This window comes from Veillonella sp. HPA0037, assembly GCF_000411535.1.
GTDB classification, from domain to species: Bacteria; Bacillota; Negativicutes; order Veillonellales; family Veillonellaceae; genus Veillonella; species Veillonella atypica.
Map to the genome: position 1 here is coordinate 1,080,067 of NZ_KE150483.1, position 20,168 is coordinate 1,100,234.

Here is a 20,168-nt window from a genome sequence, read left to right on the forward strand (position 1 = left end):
TAAACATCCTTTTTCTCAAACGACAGGGCAACTATATTATGCACCAGCCTTTAAAACGGCTTGTTTCATAGACTGTACATAATCAAACAATGCTTGATCTGCATTTTCCCCATGTTCAGCAATGATTTTAACAATAGCGGAACCTACGATAGCACCATCGGATACGCGAGCCATAGCTTCCGCTTGTTCAGGCTTGGAAATGCCGAAGCCAACGGCAACAGGAATATCTGTGTATTTGCGAATGGTCTCAACGATGGATTTAATATCCGTCTTGATTTCGCTACGCATACCGGTAACGCCCAAGGACGATACACAATACACGAATCCTTCCGCTTCTTTTGCGATCATTTCGATACGGTTTTCAGATGTTGGAGCAATCAAGGATACTACTTCAACACCATGCTTATGAGCAATTGTTCCAAGTTCACCTTTTTCTTCAAACGGCATATCTGGCACAATAACGCCAGAAATGCCAACCTCTTCACAGAGGGTAAAGAATTTTTCACGACCGAATACATAGATAGGATTCAAATAGGTCATGAATACGAGTGGCACTGTCACCGCATCATCACCAGTACGCAAACGGCGTACCATATCGAAGATATCGTGAATTTTTACACCTGTAGACAATGCACGCGTGCTTGCCTCTTGGATAACTGGGCCTTCCGCTGTCGGGTCTGAGAACGGAATACCAATTTCCACCATATCAGCGCCAGCTTTCACCATGATGCGAATATACCGTTCCGTATTCTCAATACCATGGTCACCAGCACTAATAAATGGGATGAATGCCTTGCCCTTTGTGAAAGCGTCTTTAATTTTACTCATGAAGATCCACCCCTCTGTATTTCGCCATAGCCGCAACGTCCTTATCGCCACGACCAGATAAACAAATAATAATGATATCGTCCTTACTCATTGTAGGCGCAATTTTACGTGCATGTGCCACCGCATGAGCACTTTCAATAGCAGGAATAATCCCTTCTAAGCGAGATAAGTATTCAAACGCATCTACTGCTTCATCATCTGTAACAGGTACGTATTCAGCACGACCACTGTCGCGTAAGTACGCATGTTCAGGTCCAATACCAGGATAATCAAGGCCTGCAGAGATGGAATATACTGGCGCAATTTGACCATCTTCATCTTGGCAGAAGTAGGATTTCATGCCGTGGAAGATACCTACTGTACCATTTGCCATCGTAGCAGCATTCATATCTGTATCTACGCCGTGACCAGCTGCTTCACAACCAATGAGGCGTACACCTTCATCAGGAATGAAGTTATAGAACATCCCCATCGCATTGGAGCCGCCACCAACACAGGCCATAACAGCTGTTGGCAACTTACCTTCCGCTTCGAGAATTTGTTCACGCGCTTCACGGCTGATGATGGATTGGAAATCACGAACGATCATCGGGAATGGATGAGCCCCCATAACGGAGCCCAACACATAGTGTGTATCGGACATACGATTTGTCCATTCGCGCATCGCTTCGGATACAGCATCTTTCAATGTGCTAGTACCTGTTGTTACAGGATGTACCTTTGCGCCCAATAATTCCATGCGATATACGTTGAGTGCTTGTCGTTCACAGTCCTCAGCACCCATGAATACTTCACATTCCATGCCCATCAATGCGGCTACCGTAGCTGTTGCTACACCGTGTTGACCAGCCCCAGTTTCAGCGATTACCCGTGTTTTACCCATCCGTTTTGCCAATAGCATTTGGCCAATTACGTTATTCAATTTGTGAGAACCAGTATGGTTTAAATCTTCCCGTTTCAGATAAATTTTGGCACCACCAAGATCCTTTGTCATGCGGTCTGCATAATACAAAAGGGATGGACGACCTGTATATTTTTTATGTAAATCCTCAAGTTCGCGCACGAAATCAGGATCATCTTTGTACTTATTGTACGCTTCTTCCAATTCGATGACTGCATTCATCAATGTTTCTGGCATAAATTGACCACCGAAGGCGCCAAAATAGCCATGTCTTTGTTCACTCATATAACTTACCTTCCTATACTCTTCACAATCTTGGTGAAAGCTGTAATCTTCTCATCGTCCTTCACACCATTTGTTTCAATGCCACTGCTAATATCAATACCATATGGGCGAACGGTGCGAATCGCACGCGCCACATTTGTACTGTCGATACCTCCAGCTAGCATGAATGGACGTTCAAACGTATCTAAAGAGGACCAGTCGAATACTTCTCCTGTACCGCCCCTCTCATCTTTATGATATGCATCAAAGAGAAGCATATCTGCACTGCTATCGATCCACTTCTCTACATCTGCCGCACTTCGGATTTGAATCGCTTTCCAAACCTCTACATTAGTACGTTCTTTTAAGGATTGGATGAAAGCTTCATCTTCATCGCCATGCAATTGCACAGCATCAAGATTCGCTGTATCGGCAATACGAACAAGATTATCTAATGTTTCATTAACAAAAACGCCTACTGTTTTAACTACCTTTGTGTCATAGTGATTTATACATTGCTTATGTAGTTCTTCAACCAATATTTCAGCTTGCTCCACTGTGACTTGTCGTTTGCTCGGTGCAAATACCAATCCCATATAGTCTGGTTTTGCTTCTACTACAGCAGGGATTGTTTCAACCTTGGAGATGCCACACATCTTAACCTTTGGTGTGTAATAGGTTGGGCCATACAGATATGCCAATTTTTCCACCTTGTTAGGAGAACGCATAAAGGTTTCACCCATCAAGGCGACACCGATATTGTTATCCCGCAACACTTGGATATCCTCTGGCGTTTCTAGACCGCTTTCAGATACAAAGATCACATCGTCTTGAACGAGATTACGCAAGCGCACACTGTTTTGTACATCTACGGTGAAGTCTTTCAAATTGCGGTTATTAACGCCAATAATGCGAGCACCGCAATCGATAGCCATTTGTACTTCGTTTTCATCGTGAGCCTCAACCAAGGAGGACAAACCAAGAGAGTCAGCTAACTCACGGAACTTGGTCAATGTTGGCACATCTAAACATGCACAGATTAATAGGATTGCACTAGCGCCCCATACCTTTGCTTGGTAGATTTGGTACTCATCGATGATGAAGTCCTTACGAAGTACAGGGATTTTGACAGTGCTTGCAATTTCTTGCAAATATTTTTTATCACCTTTAAAGAAGTCTGGCTCCGTCAAAACGGAGATAGCCGCAGCACCAGCCACTTCATATTCTTTGGCAATGTCTAAATAGGGAAAGTGCTCTGCTATGATGCCTTTTGATGGAGATGCCTTCTTTACTTCGCAAATGAAGTTAAAGTCTTGCTGACGAAGGGCTGCTTCAAAAGGAAATCCTGTATCAGATGGTAACGCCAACGCCGCTGCTTTTACAGCCTCAGGTGATTCCACCTGTTTTTCTTGGGCTACCCGAATTTTGGTAGCCTCTACAATTGTATCTAAAATCAATGGTTATACCTCTTGTGTTGCTTTCACAAATTGTTCCATTGTAGCAAGAGCCTCGCCAGAATCGATCATATGTTTTGCCTCTTCAATGCCCTCTGCTAAAGTAATACCCTCTTTTGCAAGATAAATGGCCATTCCTGCGTTAAGAAGAACTGCGGTGCGTTTCCCGCCTTGCTCACCACTGAGAACGCGGCGAGTAATCTCAGCATTTACTGTTGCGTCGCCACCTTCAAGCTCAGTTTTATCAGTGTATTCGAAGCCATAGTCCTTAGGATCGAATTCGTAGCTTGTGAAAGTACCATTATTAATTTCGCATACGTACGTTTTGTTGGTAGCCGTAATTTCATCAAGGCCATCGAAGCCGTGTACCACAGCACCGCGTTTCACACCGAGGTTAGCCAATACATGAGCCAATGGCTCTACCAAGGATTTATCGTAAACGCCCATCAACTCAACCGTAGCGCCTGCTGGGTTCGCCAACGGCCCAAGGATGTTGAACACAGTACGAACGCCCAACGCTTTACGTACAGGGCCTGCATATTTCATAGCTTGGTGATATACAGGAGCAAACATGAAGCACATATTGGCTTTATTGAGAACTGCCTCGTTTTGTTCACCATTAAGCTCTAATTTAGCGCCTAATGCTTCGATCAAATCAGCAGCACCACATTTACTGGATACACTACGGTTACCATGTTTTGCTACAGGAATACCTGCAGCGGAAATAATGAAACCAGATGTAGTAGAAATATTGAATGTATTCGCTTCGTCCCCGCCAGTACCTACAATTTCCACAACAGTACCTTCATGAAGTACAGAACCTGCTTTCTCGCGCATAACCTCAGCGAACGCCGTAACCTCATCTACAGTAGGGCCTTTTGCTGCTAGAGCACATAAGAAACCAGCCATAGGGACTTCGGCTACATCTCCACTCATAATCTTGTTCATTGTATCCTTTGCAAGGTCATAAGATAAATCTTGACCATGGGTTACTTTATATAATGCTTCTTGGATCATTTATAACTCCTTACTTGTTGTTCATTTTGCTTTTGTTCAACGGTAATAGGGCATAGACTCTCATTCATATCGCTTGTGGATTCACAGGGACCTATTCCCTCCACCGGCCGGGTCTGACTTCGGCCTGCGGCCTTCGCAGGGCCAAAGTCGGGACTAGAACCCTGTGAATCCACAATAACACTACGACATTTAGTCCTCTATATGCCCTACTACCTGCTAGAACCGCTATCAAAATGAACAACAATTAAATATTTAAAAATGTTTCTGCGGCGCTCGGAAGAAGAACGGCGCTGCCGTTCTTTTCCTTTTGCGTTTAAGGAAACAAATGATTCGTATATTTCTAAAGTCCTATGATGATAGGACGATAGGGGAGCCCAAACGACTTCGGGCTCCGCGAAGCGCAGTAGCGTGTCGGCTTGGGTGCCCCTATCGTCCGCTACATCAGCGACTTAAGAAATTGCGAATCATTTGTTCCCCATTTGGTGTCATAATGGATTCCGGATGGAATTGCACGCCGTAGATTGGGTAGTCTTTGTGTTCTACGCTCATTACTTCGCCGTCGTCTGTAACGGATGTAACGATGAGTTCGCTTGGCATGGTTTCGTCAATGATCGCCAAGGAGTGGTAACGTGCTACTTCAAATTGTTCAGGTACGCCTTTAAGGATTTTGGATGGGTATACTTGTTTAGCTACGCTTTGTTTGCCGTGCATAACTTGTTTTGCATAGGAAACGGTGCCGCCGAATACTTCGCCGATGGCTTGGTGACCAAGGCATACGCCGAGGATTGGGAATTCGCCTTTGCATTCACGCAATAGGTCTTCGTATACACCTGCATCAGCTGGTCTACCAGGTCCTGGTGAAAGTATCACATAGTCTGGTTTCAACGCGCGGATTTCTTCAACTGTTAATTCATCGCTACGGATGACTTTAATATCTGGATCGATAGAGCCTACTAATTGGTATAAATTAAAGGAAAAGCTATCGTAATTATCTATAAGGAGTACCATTATTCTACCTCCTGTGCATCTGTAATTGCGGAAATCATGGATTGGCCTTTGATCAAGGTTTCGTTATATTCACTAGCAGGAACACTATCGCGAACAATACCAGCGCCGGCGCGAACATAGACCTTACCGCCTTTATTCATAGCCATGCGGATGCCAATACATACGTCCATATTACCAGAGAAATCGATGTAACCTACAGCGCCGCCGTATACACCGCGCGGGCTTTTTTCAAGTTCATGTAAAATCTCGATAGCACGAATTTTAGGAGCTCCGGACAATGTGCCAGCTGGCAATGTAGCACCGATGGCATCGAGAGCATCTTTACCGTCTTGAATGTCGCCGCTTACAGTAGATGTAATGTGAATTACATGGGAGAAACGTTGCAACATATGTAACGCCTCTACTTGTACGGAACCGAATTTAGCAATTTTACCTAAATCGTTACGGCCAAGGTCAACGAGCATGTTATGTTCAGCCAACTCTTTCTCGTCGTTAATGAGTTTTTCTTCAATAGCGAGGTCCTCTGCTTCGGTTTTACCGCGGCGCATAGTACCTGCAATTGGGAAGGTGTACATTTTACCATCCGTCAATTTTACCAATGTTTCTGGAGAAGCACCTGTAAGCTCTACATCGCCACCAGATAAGTAGAACATATATGGAGATGGGTTCAATGTACGCAATACGCGGTACGCATTTAACAAGCTACCATCGAACTCAGCTTCACGGCGATTAGATACAACACATTGGAAGATATCCCCTTCCTTGATGTAATGCTGTGTCTTTTTAACAATTGCCTCAAACTCGTCCTTTGTAAACTCAGAGGTAAACTCTGTTTTAAGGATGCCTTTGGGAACATCTGCCTCTTTGCCGTTTACTACGAGATCAGCTAATGCTTTAAGTTCAAGCTCAGCCTTGTTGTAGTTACGTTCTAAATCGCTAGTGCTAATATTAGCAATCAAGTAGATTTTATTTTTATAATGGTCAAAGGCGATTACCTTATCGAAGAGCATAAGGTCTACATCGTTTACCATAGCAGAGTCATCATCTGGCGTTGGGAAATCCAATGTTGGCTCGATGTAGCGAATGTATTCACATGCGAAGTAGCCTACAAAGCCACCTGTAAAGGTGGGTAATTCTTCTAAGCGAGGGCTTTTGTATTGGCTCAAAATATTGCGAATTTCTGCAGCTGGGTCAGAGCATTCAAAGGTACGCGTTGTACCGTCTTTGATAGTCATTGTATGATTTTTGCAGAAGAGCTCAATCTTAGGGTCATAGCCCAAGAAGGAGTAACGGCCCCAATGATTACTATTATCCGCACTTTCAAGCAAGTACGTATGACTGCTCACTTGTTTTAATGCTTTCAACACACTAATCGGTGTGCGTACGTCGGATAAAATTTCCATATATACAGGTACGATATCGTAGCCCGGTGCGATAGCTTTCACACGGTCAAGACTAGGGAAAATCATGAGAACCTCCATCTGGCATTTGCCAATAAAAAAACTCGCCCATGACAATATAACGTCAAGGACGAGTCTATAGTTCTATTATTACAATATGATTGTATTATGCTATAAATCGCGGTACCACCTTGTTTGAATGCAGCGCATTCCCCTTTCGCAGGATACTAACATATCCCTCACGACTAACGCTCGTGTGACGTCGCACCATACTAGGAATGAAATTCATTCTTTTCCATGCGCCCTCGGTGGTCCATTTAATAAGCTGCGTACTACGGGTTCTCAGCTAATCCCGCTCTCTGTGAGTGCATTTCCTATTTTTATCTCCACCTCATCGGTTTCTTTTAGGCGAGTATAAAATTATAATCTGATTATAATGTTTCTATAGAATGAAAGTCAAGGAAAATCTTAACTTTCAATATGCCAAGATTTTTTAAACAAAAGATGATAACTAACAAAAATATTAATATACGGAACGAAAAGGCCAATAATCCATAACCCACTTAATAGGGAATCATGAAGTCTACGTATACTTAATGTAATCATTGCTATAGCTGGCCATATTAGGATAACCATAAAACCCCAACGTGGTATATAAAGAGGGATACCACGTTGAACAATTAACGACACTACGGATATAGCCATATACATAATAACATCCATGAAAAGACGAGATCCTACAAGACCAACCCAAAAAGCTGATACGGAAGCTCTTCCTTTAATATCAAATGGCTTAACAAATAAAACATCCCATATACAACCACACACATAGTCGAATGTACCAATATCTTTATCTTCACTAACGGTGGAGCTTCTATCGTAGGCAATAATATAGTTATTATAGCTATCCCGCCCTTCATCTAAGCCATACTCATTAGAATCAGTCACACTAAGAGGCAACGCAAAACAAGCCAAGACAAAATACTCCCAGAAGAATCCGTCCCAATAAAAGTTTGTATTTATAAAGGTTTCAGATATAGATTTCCAACTGAAACTCATCCCCCAATACACCCACAAACTTAGGCATGCTATGGGAACTAAGATCATATACCACAAGGATGAACCACAGTCATTTAGTCTACGTTTGAGGATAAAAATAGATGCAATTACATGTATAATCTGTAGACATCCAAAATAAATATAAGACAAATACTGACTATCTTGCAGTGAACTACCTTGAATAAGCACTACCAATAAACCAAATATAAGATAGGCTAAAAATTTACTAACCATTAAGCCAAGTACACCCCACAAATATGCTAGTCTGCCTATCCTTTGATTCACTCGCAACATTTCTATATTTTGTTTAAATAGTGAAATTTCATTATGTAACCACATTAAAATAAAGCTCTCTTCTCTTTCAGGATTAATTATATCTATACATCACAACTATAAAATTCAATTAAAAAACATATAGATAAACAGTAAAATGATAAGACTCAAATATACAATTACAACTAAGCTATTCTTGTAGTACTTAGATTCTTTCCTTTGAGCAATCTGTAAAATTTGACTAATACCAAAAGAAATACCCGTAACTAACAGTAATCTAAAAGAATTTGCTGTCAGACCTTCAATATAATAATAGAACAGCACAACAGCTATCAATAACGAACTACATATACAGACCCATTTATATAAATTGGGAAATAGCATACATTCTCTCCTATCTGCTTCACGCTCAGAGAGTTGCTTGCCCATAACGTACTTATAATACCCTCTACAATTAAGAATCAACATAACTAAGGCTGCAATCATCATATCAAAATTTATATTTCTCATATTCATCCCTTTTATTGTTATATCACACCCAGTTTTCTATCTATTCTAATATAAATAATTAAAATTGAATATATTATTCCTCAAGCAATCGATAATTTATATTGTTTTCCTCTAAACACTAATAGTATACTGAAATTACATATGTTATCAGCTTCTACTGATTATTATGCGGAGGAGAGAGCATGAGTTTTTATTTTACTGATCAAATACAGCAGTCTTTCAATAAAATATTCCATCAATGTAATAAAGATATCGCTTGGGAGGGTAAGGCTGAGCTTGACGCCCTTGTGAAACTTGACGAGGAAGGCCAAAAGATTCCTGGTATTGGCGATGTGTACGCTATTTTGGCACGCGTCTATTCTGGCCCTCAGTTCACCTGGATTGAAGCAGGCTTTCCAGAGGATGACACAAAGGCGTATAGTTATTTACATACAGCTATTCGCAAAGGCAGTGCCATCGCTATTTTACAAGCTATGCGTACCTCAGGTGCCCTTACACCAACGATTGAAAAAGAGTTGCCTATGACAAAGGACCAAGCCTTCCAGCGCGTCTATGAGGGCGCCCAAAAGGGTTGTTCATACTGCGCCTACGCCATTGCCAATGTATTCCAATGGGGGGATTACCACATCTTACCATCGGCTCAAAAGGTGGCTAATGAAGGTGAACCATCTACCTTTATCCGTTTCTTAAAAGGCTTGTTTGTCCAAGCAGATCAACGTAGATTCGCAAATAAAATAACTGCCATTGCTCAGCAATGGTTGCGTAAATCCGCCGAAGCAGGCCTTGTTATTGCATACCGCAACTTACGCATTACCTATGTAGAGCAAAATAATAGTGTAATGGAAGAACAAGTCATTTTTGAAGGGGCTGCAGCAGGTTTGCCACTCATGATGTATTTAGCTGGCGATATTTGTAAGTCTCGCGGGGAGCATGAACGAGCGCTCGAATATTTTGAGCGCGGTGCCGCCATGAATAATGGCATGTGTTTGCGTGAAGCTGCCGAGTACTATGCAAAACCTTGTGAGTCTAACAAACGAATCCCTCAGAATATTCAAAAGGCCCTCAAATACTATGAGCGTGCTGCTATAAGCCCAGATTATTTAGACTTTAATGACCACGCTTATGTTACAATGCAAGCCATCATTCTTCGCACATTGAATATCGATGGTCAGTCTCAAGACTGGTCTCGCATCGCCCACTTATTACAACAACCAGCTATTTACACTCTCGACGCTATTTGGCCATATCTCGCTTATGTATTTACTTTCAAAAAAGGTAATACCCCTGCTATAAGAACCGCCATAGAGTGCGTCAATCAGGCTAGCAAATGTTTCGATAGATACGGTAGTTATGACTATGCGGACCATCTATGGCAACTGGCCGCCGGCTATTGCTACGAAATTGGTGCCATTACAAAAGAACCTGATTTAGACCAAGCCGTTACGTTTTACGAGCATGCTCGTGAAAGCATCAATCGTCTCAACACAAGAAACGATAATTGGTTAGGTACTGGTGAGCCGTTGGTAATTCCTGACGAAGCCTCTGAGCGATTAGAGGCCTTTGAACTCGTTGATGGACATTATCAGTACAAAGAAGGAATAACGCAATCTTCTACAACATGTAATCCTATGCCCCCTGCATGGCCTCAAAACTCCGTTGATGTATTAGAAATCTTCGAGAATTCTACTACTGGTTGGCGCACGAATAAATACGACTGGCCGTTTATCGAGCGCGAATGGGATACACAAAAATATCTCAGCTTTATCATCTACGATAATCGCCAATCCATAGAAAACGTAATTTACGATGTGTACAGTATCGTTATGTTCCACAATGAAGATAAGAACACTTGTACTATCTATCTATACGGCTACAGCGAGGATCCTGCGGAATGTGATGAAACCTTGGAGCCTATGATATATGAAATAAGAGACTATAAGGAGATGTCTATTTCTGAAGGTCTCGGTTTAATTAAAGAATTCTATGATAATGCTACATTGCCTGTGATTGATGAAAGCTGGGAGAAACAGTACAAAAATACTACGCCACCTCGAGAATATGTATTAACTTGCGACAACGATATTTTCTACCTCAATCAATATGAACTTTCCAATCAAATGATTAAGGATGCCTTAGAAGGCGTAGCCAATGGCACGTACGATATCATTGCGGTTCGCCCATCCAACCTCGACGATCCGGGTATTAGCTACTTCATCGAGCGCGGAAAAGGTAAAAACTTACACATTCGCCTCTATATCACTACAGAAGACGACATAGGAGACGAGATCGTATATGGCTTTGAACGGGATTCTAGCAACTTAACCTCTATTAACTACTGGATTCAAGAATCTATAACAAGCAATAAACTGCCGGACTTAAGCGATTGGGAAGAAGTTAAAAAGAAAGACTAAAGGAGGGATACTTTGGAAACGTGGAAACGAACGGTGTACATTTGCGCATTCTGCATATTCTTCATGTCCCTCGGGGTTAGTCAGGTAAGCCCTATTCTTCCTCTATACTTCCATGAAATGGGCTTAAGCGATACAGGATCGATAGCACAATGGTCCGGTGCCTCCATGAGCATCACCTTCCTCATTGTCTGCTTAGCAGCTCCCTTCTGGGGCCGATTAGCAGACCGTAAGGGACGTAAGATTACCCTCATACGCTCTAGTCTTGGTATGGCTATATGTAGTATATTATTGGGCTTTCAGACTACACCAGAAGGTGTGTTCCTCGTTCGTACATTGCAAGGGTTAGTAAGCGGTTTTTACCCCGCATCGGTAACACTTATCGCGTCAGAAACACCGCAAAACCATACAGGTTGGGCTCTAGGGATTATAGGATCCTTTAGCCTTGCAGGCTCACTAGCCGGTCCGCTTGTAGGAGGGTATCTCAGTGATGTAGTAGGTATTCGAAATGACTTCTTTATCATCGGGGCCCTTATGCTTATCTCTTTTGGCTTGACGGCAATGCTGGTACATGAAAACTATGTTCCAAAGCCACTTGTTGAGAAGCAAACCTTTAGAAATCTAAAAACTCACTTACCTGAGTTTTCTAGTTTAGTCGCTTTATCTGCAACCTCCTTCCTGTATGCCATTTCGGTTACCGCCATCTCCCCCATTATGACGGTTTACATTAAAGGAATGCTACCAAGCAATACGGAAAATATAGCCTTTATTTCTGGTGCTGTGTTCTCTGCCATGGGTATCGCCCAATTCTTTAGTAGCTCTCCACTCGGGAAATTAGTAGACCGTATAGGCCCTAGAAAGGTGCTCATCTACTCGATGATCTATGTAGGTCTACTCAATATACCGCAAGCCTATGTGGACTCTGTGTATGTACTTGGGTTTATCCGTTTCTTGCAAGGTTTTGGGCTAGGTGGTATGTTACCTGCGCTCAATACCTATTTAGCATCAAAAACACCTAAGGAATATACGGGACAAATATTCTCGTACAATCAGTCTTGTTTGTCTATGGGTTACTTTCTAGGCTCCTTTGGTGGTTCCATTGTAGCCGCTCAATTTGGCTTCACAACCCTTTTCTGGGCATGTAGCCTTACCTTTATTGGCGCCGCCCTGTGGGTTTCGTTAAAACTAAAGTAACGCCGCAATACAACGAAAACAGTGCAAATGCATTAAAGAAACTATATAAACAAATAAAAAGAGCTGTTCTCAGAACTCAGATATGTAGTGACCCCAAAAAGTTAGACTTTTTATTCCGAGTAACCAAAACTGGTTGCTCGGAATTTTTTATGCTGCAGTAGTAGCTAAACGATAGTCAATTGGACTTAGCCAGTTCAATCTTTCCTTAATTCGTTTAGTATTGTAATACATAATATAGTTTTCAATCGCCATTTTTAACTCATCATAGCTATGAAAAGTATTGCCATAATACAGCTCTTGTTTTAAGATGGCAAAGAAATTTTCCATTGGTGAATTGTCGAGACAATTACCGTTTCTAGACATACTTTGGAATATATTATGCACTTTTAAATTATGTTGATACGCTTTCATTTGGTAACCCCAACCACGGTCAGAATGAAATGTCCGCCTATACTTAGCATCAGCAGTCTTTTCAATCGCCTGTTTCTGTGCTGAAAGTATAGACTCAGCTGATGGTGTAGGACTTATACTAAAACTGATAATTTCAAGATTATATAAATCCATAAATGGATCTAAGTATAGTTTTCTGACTTTCAAAGCACCATTTGCATCTAGTTCATAATACTTAAATTCAGTTGTATCTGTAGTAATTTTTTGATGTGGTTGATTATAATGGAATCTACGCTTAATGCGATTAGGTGCAATCCGTCCTTTAACACCTTTATACGAGTTATATTTTCGGCTCTTACGAGAAAATGCTATTACTTGCAAATTGAACTTTTGCATAATTCGTTGTAATCGTTTCTTATTAACAACAATACCTCGTGATTGTAACGAGGGTAACAATCTTCTATATCCATAGTTGGGATGGTCTTTACGAATATCTTCAATAGCTATTCGTATTTGTAGATCTGGATCTACTCGGTCAAAGCGCTGTTGCCAGTACATATATGTTGCTTTTGGAAAACATAAGGCAGCAAGAATCTCAGTTAGTTTGAATTCTCTTCGGAGACTGCTAATGATTCTTGCTGCTCTTTCATTTTCCGAGCATCCTCGAGGCGCAATCTCCTCAATTCTTTTAAATAGGCATTCTCTATTTGAGCATAGCGTAATTGTTTTTCCAGTTCTAAAATACGAGCTTGCTCTGGTGTTAATTCTTTTTTCTTCTTTTGGTTACGAGATTTAGTATGTGTGCTAATCTTTGCTTTTTCATCTGTTCGACTCATGGTAGGTATTCGTCCTTTCGGTCGCTCGACAAAAGTATTGGCCCCATATTTCATAAAATCCGATTTCCAGCGAGCTATTAATGAAGGATTATTCAGCCCGTATTGTAATGCAATTTGCCGATACGATAATTCACTAGTTAAGTATGACTCTACCACAGCTAGCTTAAATTCTGAAGTATATCTTGTATTATGTCGCTTTCGACACAAACCATCTTTACCAAATTCTTTAAATGCACTAATCCAACGACGTACCTGCGATGTAGTCTTTACACCATATTTCTTAGTTAAATACTCATATCCACCCTCGCCATTTAGATATGCGGTAACGACTTTTAATTTAAATATAAGGCTATATTTTGCCATAGAAAAACCGACCTCCTTAACGTTAAGATTTTTGGTCTAACATTAAGGGGTCGGTTCAGACTTAAGAATCATGACGGGTTTTCTTTTATATAACTACTTTAATCATAGTAATTATTAGGCTTTTACTAAGCCACCCCATATAGAACTATAGTAACAATAGCATAATCACTACTGTAGCAATAATACATGGTACAGCATTGCGTTTTGCCATTTCCATAGGGTTAATACCTGCAAGGCCAGCAATGATAATACCTGCACCTGCTACCGGACTCATACTACGACCGATGCCAGCACCCAATTGGGCCATGGAGCCGAGTTGCATAATGCCATAGCCAAAGTCTGCCGCATGCGGTGTTACAGCTCCGTTAAATGCAAGGGCTGCCGCATTACCAGAACCAGAGATAACAGCTAATAAGAATGGACCAAAGGCTGCACCAATTTGAGCGATTTGTTGAGAGTTCTTCATGCCATCAATGAGTGCACTTGTAAGGCCGATATATTGCATACCAGCTGTAAAGCATGCAGCAGCAGCCATAAGACCGACTACATCACACATGCCATCGCCAGTACCGCGGAAGAATTTCTTAACTGCTTCCGTTACATTAGGACGTACGGCAATAATACCAATAGCTGTACCAATGAGCATAGATACAGGAACAGAAATTTCAGGAATCACTGCTACTTGTTTACTACCAAGTACGAGTAATACAAGCGGAATGATTGGGATGATAGCATATAAATAATTTACTTTAAATTCTTTACCTTCTTCCGCGTTAGCCTCTTTCAATACATATCCTATATGCTCTTTCTTAACGATAGCTACGATATTGAGCAAGATAGCTGCTACGACAATGCCAATAATGGCTTGCATAGAGAAGCTAGCGATAACGGTCATTACCTCTTCACCAGCGAGTTGTGCTACTTGAGGGTTAAACATAAGACCAGGACTCAATGCACTACCCCAAGTCCCTAAGAAAATAGCGGAACCTGCCATCGCTGGATGCACACCGGAGCGAATAAGTGCAGGAATTAATAGAGCACCTACTGCAGCTGCACAGCCTGCCGCTGTAGGTAACGCAATATTGATCAAGAACGTAATAATAACGGCACCAGGAATGATGATTTTAGTCATTTTTTTAAGGCCTGCAGAGATGAAATATACCATGTGCTCTGTACATTTTGTATACTCCATAACATAACTAAAACCAAGCACTGTACAAATAGTTGGTACAAGACCTGGGTTTGTAAGCTCTTTCACAAATGCCGTCGTACCAGCACCAAGCTGTCCACCAATAAAACACATTAATAAGCCCGATAATAATAACACAAGCCGCGTTTCAAACTGTTTAATAATGGCAATGAACGTCGCCACTACAATAACAATACCAGCTATAACCATATTCTCTCCAATCCGTGTAATTTCAGTTCAGAATAGTTACAACCGCTCTATTCAATCGTATATCTGAAATACACCATTACACATATTGATATCAACTTACACAAGTTTTGTTGTTTCTAAACTAAGTTTTCTAAGTACTGTATCTAGTACCTTAGCACCCGTTATGATGTCAGCCAGGTCCGTAAATTCAGATGGATTATGGCTAATACCTTCACGGCATGGAATAAAAATCATTCCGGTAGGAACTACATCAGCCCAATGCATGGCATCATGACCAGCACCGCTTGGCATAGTCATATAGTCTACACCTACAGACTTAACAGCCTCTTCAATTTCGCGAATCATTGCTGGATGCATTGCCACCGGATGATCTTGTGCAATAGGTTCAATCGTATAGGATAAGCCTCGTTTCTCTGCAGTAACATCAATAAACTCTTTAATAAGAGTGCCCACAGAATCGCGAGCTACTTTAGATATGCTACGAATATCTACACCGAGTTTTACTGCCCCAGGAATAACGTTCATCGCTCCTGGCACAACCTCTACTACTCCGACTGTACCCACTACTGGAGGCTCTTCTTGCATGGATGCAATCTCCTCAATACCGAGAATGATTTTAGAAGCCCCACAGAGTGCATCATGACGCAAGTTCATCGGTGTGGCCCCACTATGATCAGCATTACCACGAATGGTTACATAGAACCGTTCTGGTGCGGCAATCCCGGTTACAATGCCGATAGGTTTAGCTTCGTGCTCTAACACTTTACCTTGTTCAATATGAATTTCTGTGAAAGACTTTACAGGTCTCTTATATTCCATATGCTCAATAGCATCTGGATTTAAATTACGCTCTTTCAATGCATCATACAAGGAAATGCCTTGTTTATCTACTAAGCGATGTAAATCTTGCAATGTCAATTCATCGCGCATAGCTTTACTACCCAATGTGGCTGCTCCAAAGCGGCTAGACTCTTCACACATAAAGTCTACTACTGCAATGGTATGGTCATGTTCAAAACCATCATCAGTCATACTGCGAACCGCTTCGATAGCAGATAATACACCCACAACACCATCATAATTGCCCCCATTAGGCACGCTGTCCGTATGAGAACCAACCATGACAACCGGTAAATCAGGATTCTTACCTACCTTATAGCCAATGACATTCCCAAAACCGTCTGTTTCTACAGTTAAGCCTGCGTCAACCATGCGTTTTATAATATATTGGCGGCCTGCCCAGTCTGCATCGGTGAAAGCAATCCGATTAATGCCTTCACCAGGTGCAGTTAACTGTGCCATAGCCTCAAAATCACTAGCTAATCGCTCTCGTTGAATCATATAACACCTCACAATCTAATACCTATATTACAACACATAATATATAGGTCCACTATACATATTCTTGATGCATACATCTATATAGTTATACATCTATAATGTAATGTATACATCATAATCAATATAGTCTATTTTAAATAGTGAGTAGCAATTGTCCCTAATGCAATAATACCATTTAGCATGTCTTCTTCATCAATATCGAATAATGGATTATGATGAGGTGCTTTAATAGCAGAGCCTAATACCATATATGTTGCTCGTCCACCACGATCAATAACACGGTTTAGGAAATAGGCACAGTCTTCACTGCCACCGCCACTATAATCAAATGGTACTTTTTTGAAAATGCCTAGTGGTTCAACGATAGATTGTACTTCACGTGCTAAATCATCACTAATACGACCTGCCGGTGTTTCACCTTGTTTTGTAATCTCAAAGGTACAATCATGCATTTCTGCAGCACCTTTAATAATCGTTTTAGTGCGTTCAATCATATAATCATTGATGTCTGTAGTAGCACCGCGAGTCTCTAGTTTAAGAACAGCTATATCAGGTGTAACATTACGACCTGTACCACTTTCAAAAACACCTACATTCATACGGGAAGCCCCTTGGCTATGGCGAGCAATGGCTTGTAAGTTAAGAACCGCTGTACAGCCTGCTAGCATTGCATTTTGTGCTTTCTCCGGAGAGCCACCTGCATGAGCTGAATAGCCATGGAATACAGCATCAAGTTTTGTAGTCGCTAAAAAGCCATGATCGCTACAAGCAAAGCAATTAGATAACTGTTCATTAAATCCGATATGCATGCCGAACATCAAGTCTACATCATCTACTACGCCAGCCTCTACCATCGCTTTAGCACCACGTACGCCTTCCTCTGCTGGTTGGAAGATCAGTTTAATAGTACCCTTCAAGCCATCCTTATGTGTAGCAATATATTCAGCAAGACCAAGCCCCATTGTCATATGTGTATCATGACCACACGCATGCATAGCCTTCTCATGGCGGGAACGGAAACCATTCTTAGCAGGAATATGGTTAGATGCTTTAGATTCGATTACATCATTGGAATCCATATCTGCACGGAACGCTACTACAGGACCAACATCACTAAACTTCATAGTTGCCTCAATAGCTGTTTTACCATAGCCCATCTTTTCTACTAGTTCAGGATCAGCACCTTCATCGATGGCACGATCCATAGCGGCTTTCATCACTTCATCACTAGGTAATCCCATACGAGAGTTTAAATCGAGCACTTCTGAGCCCAATGCCACATCATAGCCCAATGAAATGAGTTTATCTGCAACCTTGGCTGCAGAGCGGTACTCAAGCCACGCTGGCTCTGGATACATATGAAAATCGCGGCGCATAGCTATAAACGCATCACGACGCTGTTGTACAAATTCCTTAATGTCCATAATTATCTCCTTAATAAAGCTAAATCTATCTACTTCTACTATATGAATAGATGTAGGAATAGTCAACAAACGGAACTATGTATACAGTATAAATCGAATACCACCTTACATAAAATAACAAAAACCTATATTACTATGACAAAATATGATAATCATAGCTATATAGGTTTTAAAAGTAATCTATTTATGTTTAAGATTCATTGAATCTACGCAATTTCTTCTTTATTAAGTTTTTCCAATACGTCTCGTTTAAGTTGTCGTTGGCGATCCCAGGCAATAATAAATACGGTTGCGATGATGCAGAACATCCCGAATATACCAACTAATGTAAATTCATTACCTAACAAAGCCCAGCCAAACAAGGCGGCTGAAATCGGCTCTAAAGAAGACAAGATTGAACCTTGAATAGCACCAATACGACGCACACCTTCAATATAGGCATTAAAGGATACTACAGTCCCTAGGATAATAATCGTAAACAAACCAACCCAAGTCATACCATCCCAAATAGCTTCTGATGCCACTTGACGGAATACGATACACGCCAAAATGCCAGATATAAACATCCCAAAGCCAACGATGGATGATGTACTGTATTTTTTTAAGAGTTCAATAGGTTCCAATGTGTAAACACAAATACTCGCCGCAGAAATGAGGCCCCAAAACAAAGCATCCCCATTAAATGCAGATAGATTTAGCCCCTTTTGCATGATAATACACACCGTACCAATCATAGCGAGGGCCACACAGTATAATTCTGGTAAGGATGGCTTTTTAAAATATCGTAAGAATAAATAAATAATGAGCAACGTCGGTGCTACATATTGTAATACAGTAGCCACGCCTACACCTGAAATAGCGATAGCTTTAAAGTACGAGTACTGTGCTAACGCAATGCCCAATAAACCGAATATGAGGAGTTTACCAAAGTCTTTTGGATTTTTAAATATATCAAAAATTCGTATCCCATCCTGTATATAGGAGAGTAGAATTGTTAATAAACCTGCTAAAAGTAAGCGCACTTCTAACAGCCACTCTACATTTAAATGCTTTGCATTTTCGAGGAATTGCACCGATGTACCTGAAAGCCCCCAAAATAGTGCCCCCATAATGGCAAGGCCCATGCCTATCCACTGTTTTTCTTCCATACAACCTCCGCATAAGGATTGATTACTATTACAAAAAGTTTATCATTAAGATGATTGACCTCGTTTTTCTAAGGCAATGATGATAACTGTAGCAATAATCATGGCCATCCCTAAGATACCAACCCAGTTAAATTGATTACCTAACAAAGCCCATCCAAAGAAGGCTGCTGAAATCGGCTCAATCGATGACAAAATCGATCCTGGAACCGCACCAATGCGTTTAACCCCTTCAAGGTACGCATTAAAGGACACGATGGTGCCAAGAAAAACTACATTAAAACAGCCTACCACAGTCCATACATCCCACGTCGCATACGAATGAGGTTGCTGGAAAAGCGCCGCTGCCACAAGACCACTGAGGAGCATACCAAAGCCTACAATAGGAATTGTCCCATAGGTAGCTAATAATCGTACTGGGGAAACACTATATACGGCTACGCCCACGGCAGATAATAAGCCCCAGAATAATACATCACTGCGGAAGCTTTCAAAAGAAAAACCATTATTGCCCATCAAGCAAATAGTACCTACTAAAGCAAGGATAACTGAAATGATTTCTCCTGTAGAAGGCCGTTTGCCATAACGCATCAGCAAATAAATGATAATCATAGACGGCGCCAAATATTGCAGCACCGTCGCAATGCCCGCACCGGCGATGACGATGGAACGGAAATAGGTATATTGGCACAGGGCCATACCAAATACGCCGAATATGACGAGTCCTAATGTATCTCGCCAATTACGGAATACATTAAAAATCGTATTGCCTTGACGAATCCATCCATATAGAACGGTTAAAAGGCCGGCCGTAATAAGACGCATCGTCAAGAGCCATTCTAGGTTCATATTGCGGAAATTACCTACGAATTGAACGGATGTGCCTGACACGCCCCACAAGGTGGCGCCTAATAATGTTAATATAATACCGATAATTTCATATCGTTTCATCAT

15 protein-coding genes are annotated in these 20,168 nt (G+C 41.3%); 2 read left to right on the forward strand and 13 right to left on the reverse strand.

Features of this window, described 5'->3' with window-relative positions; translation table 11 throughout:
• Nucleotides 1-36 precede the first annotated feature (36 nt).
• The 7 genes from trpA to HMPREF1477_RS05065 all read right to left on the reverse strand — a co-directional run bounded on the left by trpA (nucleotide 37) and on the right by HMPREF1477_RS05065 (nucleotide 8,270).
• The gene (gene trpA / locus HMPREF1477_RS05035) at nucleotides 37-828 is read right to left on the reverse strand and encodes a tryptophan synthase subunit alpha (RefSeq protein ID WP_005382019.1); all 792 of its coding nucleotides are present in this window, start codon (nucleotides 826-828) and stop codon (nucleotides 37-39) included.
• On the reverse strand, nucleotides 821-2,014 hold the full coding sequence (trpB, locus tag HMPREF1477_RS05040) for a tryptophan synthase subunit beta (protein WP_016476044.1): 1,194 nt from the start codon (nucleotides 2,012-2,014) through the stop codon (nucleotides 821-823). The genes trpA and trpB overlap by 8 nt, the downstream gene beginning before the upstream one ends.
• Nucleotides 2,015-2,019: 5 nt before the next feature.
• Nucleotides 2,020-3,450, reverse strand: a complete 1,431-nt coding sequence (gene trpCF, locus HMPREF1477_RS05045) for a bifunctional indole-3-glycerol-phosphate synthase TrpC/phosphoribosylanthranilate isomerase TrpF (protein WP_016476045.1) — start codon at nucleotides 3,448-3,450, stop codon at nucleotides 2,020-2,022.
• 3 nt (nucleotides 3,451-3,453) lie between these two features.
• Nucleotides 3,454-4,464, reverse strand: coding sequence for an anthranilate phosphoribosyltransferase (trpD, locus tag HMPREF1477_RS05050; protein WP_016476046.1), 1,011 nt, complete (start codon nucleotides 4,462-4,464; stop codon nucleotides 3,454-3,456).
• Between the two features lie 441 nt (nucleotides 4,465-4,905).
• Complete coding sequence (locus tag HMPREF1477_RS05055; protein WP_016476047.1) at nucleotides 4,906-5,472, reverse strand: aminodeoxychorismate/anthranilate synthase component II; 567 nt, start codon at nucleotides 5,470-5,472, stop codon at nucleotides 4,906-4,908.
• Nucleotides 5,472-6,941 carry an anthranilate synthase component I gene (locus HMPREF1477_RS05060; RefSeq protein WP_016476048.1) on the reverse strand — a complete coding sequence of 490 codons (1,470 nt, stop codon included), beginning with the start codon at nucleotides 6,939-6,941 and terminating at the stop codon, nucleotides 5,472-5,474. The genes HMPREF1477_RS05055 and HMPREF1477_RS05060 overlap by 1 nt, the downstream gene beginning before the upstream one ends.
• Nucleotides 6,942-7,340: 399 nt before the next feature.
• Nucleotides 7,341-8,270, reverse strand: a complete 930-nt coding sequence (locus HMPREF1477_RS05065; RefSeq protein WP_016476049.1) for a DUF805 domain-containing protein — start codon at nucleotides 8,268-8,270, stop codon at nucleotides 7,341-7,343.
• Between the two features lie 626 nt (nucleotides 8,271-8,896).
• Here HMPREF1477_RS05065 and HMPREF1477_RS05075 point away from each other — a divergent pair.
• Both HMPREF1477_RS05075 and HMPREF1477_RS05080 read left to right on the forward strand, forming a co-directional pair.
• Nucleotides 8,897-11,125 (forward strand): SEL1-like repeat protein, encoded by a 2,229-nt coding sequence (locus tag HMPREF1477_RS05075; RefSeq protein ID WP_016476051.1) that lies wholly within the window; start codon nucleotides 8,897-8,899, stop codon nucleotides 11,123-11,125.
• A gap of 12 nt (nucleotides 11,126-11,137) precedes the next feature.
• Nucleotides 11,138-12,316 (forward strand): MFS transporter, encoded by a 1,179-nt coding sequence (locus HMPREF1477_RS05080; RefSeq protein WP_016476052.1) that lies wholly within the window; start codon nucleotides 11,138-11,140, stop codon nucleotides 12,314-12,316.
• A gap of 147 nt (nucleotides 12,317-12,463) precedes the next feature.
• On the opposite strand, the gene HMPREF1477_RS09640 is transcribed toward HMPREF1477_RS05080, so the two are convergent.
• From HMPREF1477_RS09640 to HMPREF1477_RS05115, 6 genes are all read right to left on the reverse strand, one after another.
• A protein-coding gene (locus tag HMPREF1477_RS09640) for an IS3 family transposase (protein ID WP_148529038.1) occupies nucleotides 12,464-13,905 on the reverse strand; the annotation gives its coding sequence in 2 pieces (ribosomal slippage) (nucleotides 12,464-13,317 and nucleotides 13,317-13,905; 1,443 coding nt in all).
• 145 nt (nucleotides 13,906-14,050) lie between these two features.
• Nucleotides 14,051-15,304 (reverse strand): C4-dicarboxylate transporter DcuC, encoded by a 1,254-nt coding sequence (dcuC, locus tag HMPREF1477_RS05095; RefSeq protein WP_016476055.1) that lies wholly within the window; start codon nucleotides 15,302-15,304, stop codon nucleotides 14,051-14,053.
• Nucleotides 15,305-15,400: 96 nt separating this feature from the next.
• Entirely contained in the window at nucleotides 15,401-16,645 is a 1,245-nt protein-coding gene (locus HMPREF1477_RS05100; protein WP_005381993.1) for a M20 family metallo-hydrolase, read from the reverse strand.
• A gap of 128 nt (nucleotides 16,646-16,773) precedes the next feature.
• The gene (locus HMPREF1477_RS05105) at nucleotides 16,774-18,069 is read right to left on the reverse strand and encodes an amidohydrolase (protein WP_005381992.1); all 1,296 of its coding nucleotides are present in this window, start codon (nucleotides 18,067-18,069) and stop codon (nucleotides 16,774-16,776) included.
• A 206-nt stretch (nucleotides 18,070-18,275) separates the two neighbouring features.
• A complete protein-coding gene (locus tag HMPREF1477_RS05110) occupies nucleotides 18,276-19,217 on the reverse strand; it encodes a DMT family transporter (RefSeq protein ID WP_016476056.1) in 942 nt (313 codons plus the stop codon).
• A 45-nt stretch (nucleotides 19,218-19,262) separates the two neighbouring features.
• Entirely contained in the window at nucleotides 19,263-20,168 is a 906-nt protein-coding gene (locus tag HMPREF1477_RS05115) for a DMT family transporter (protein ID WP_016476057.1), read from the reverse strand.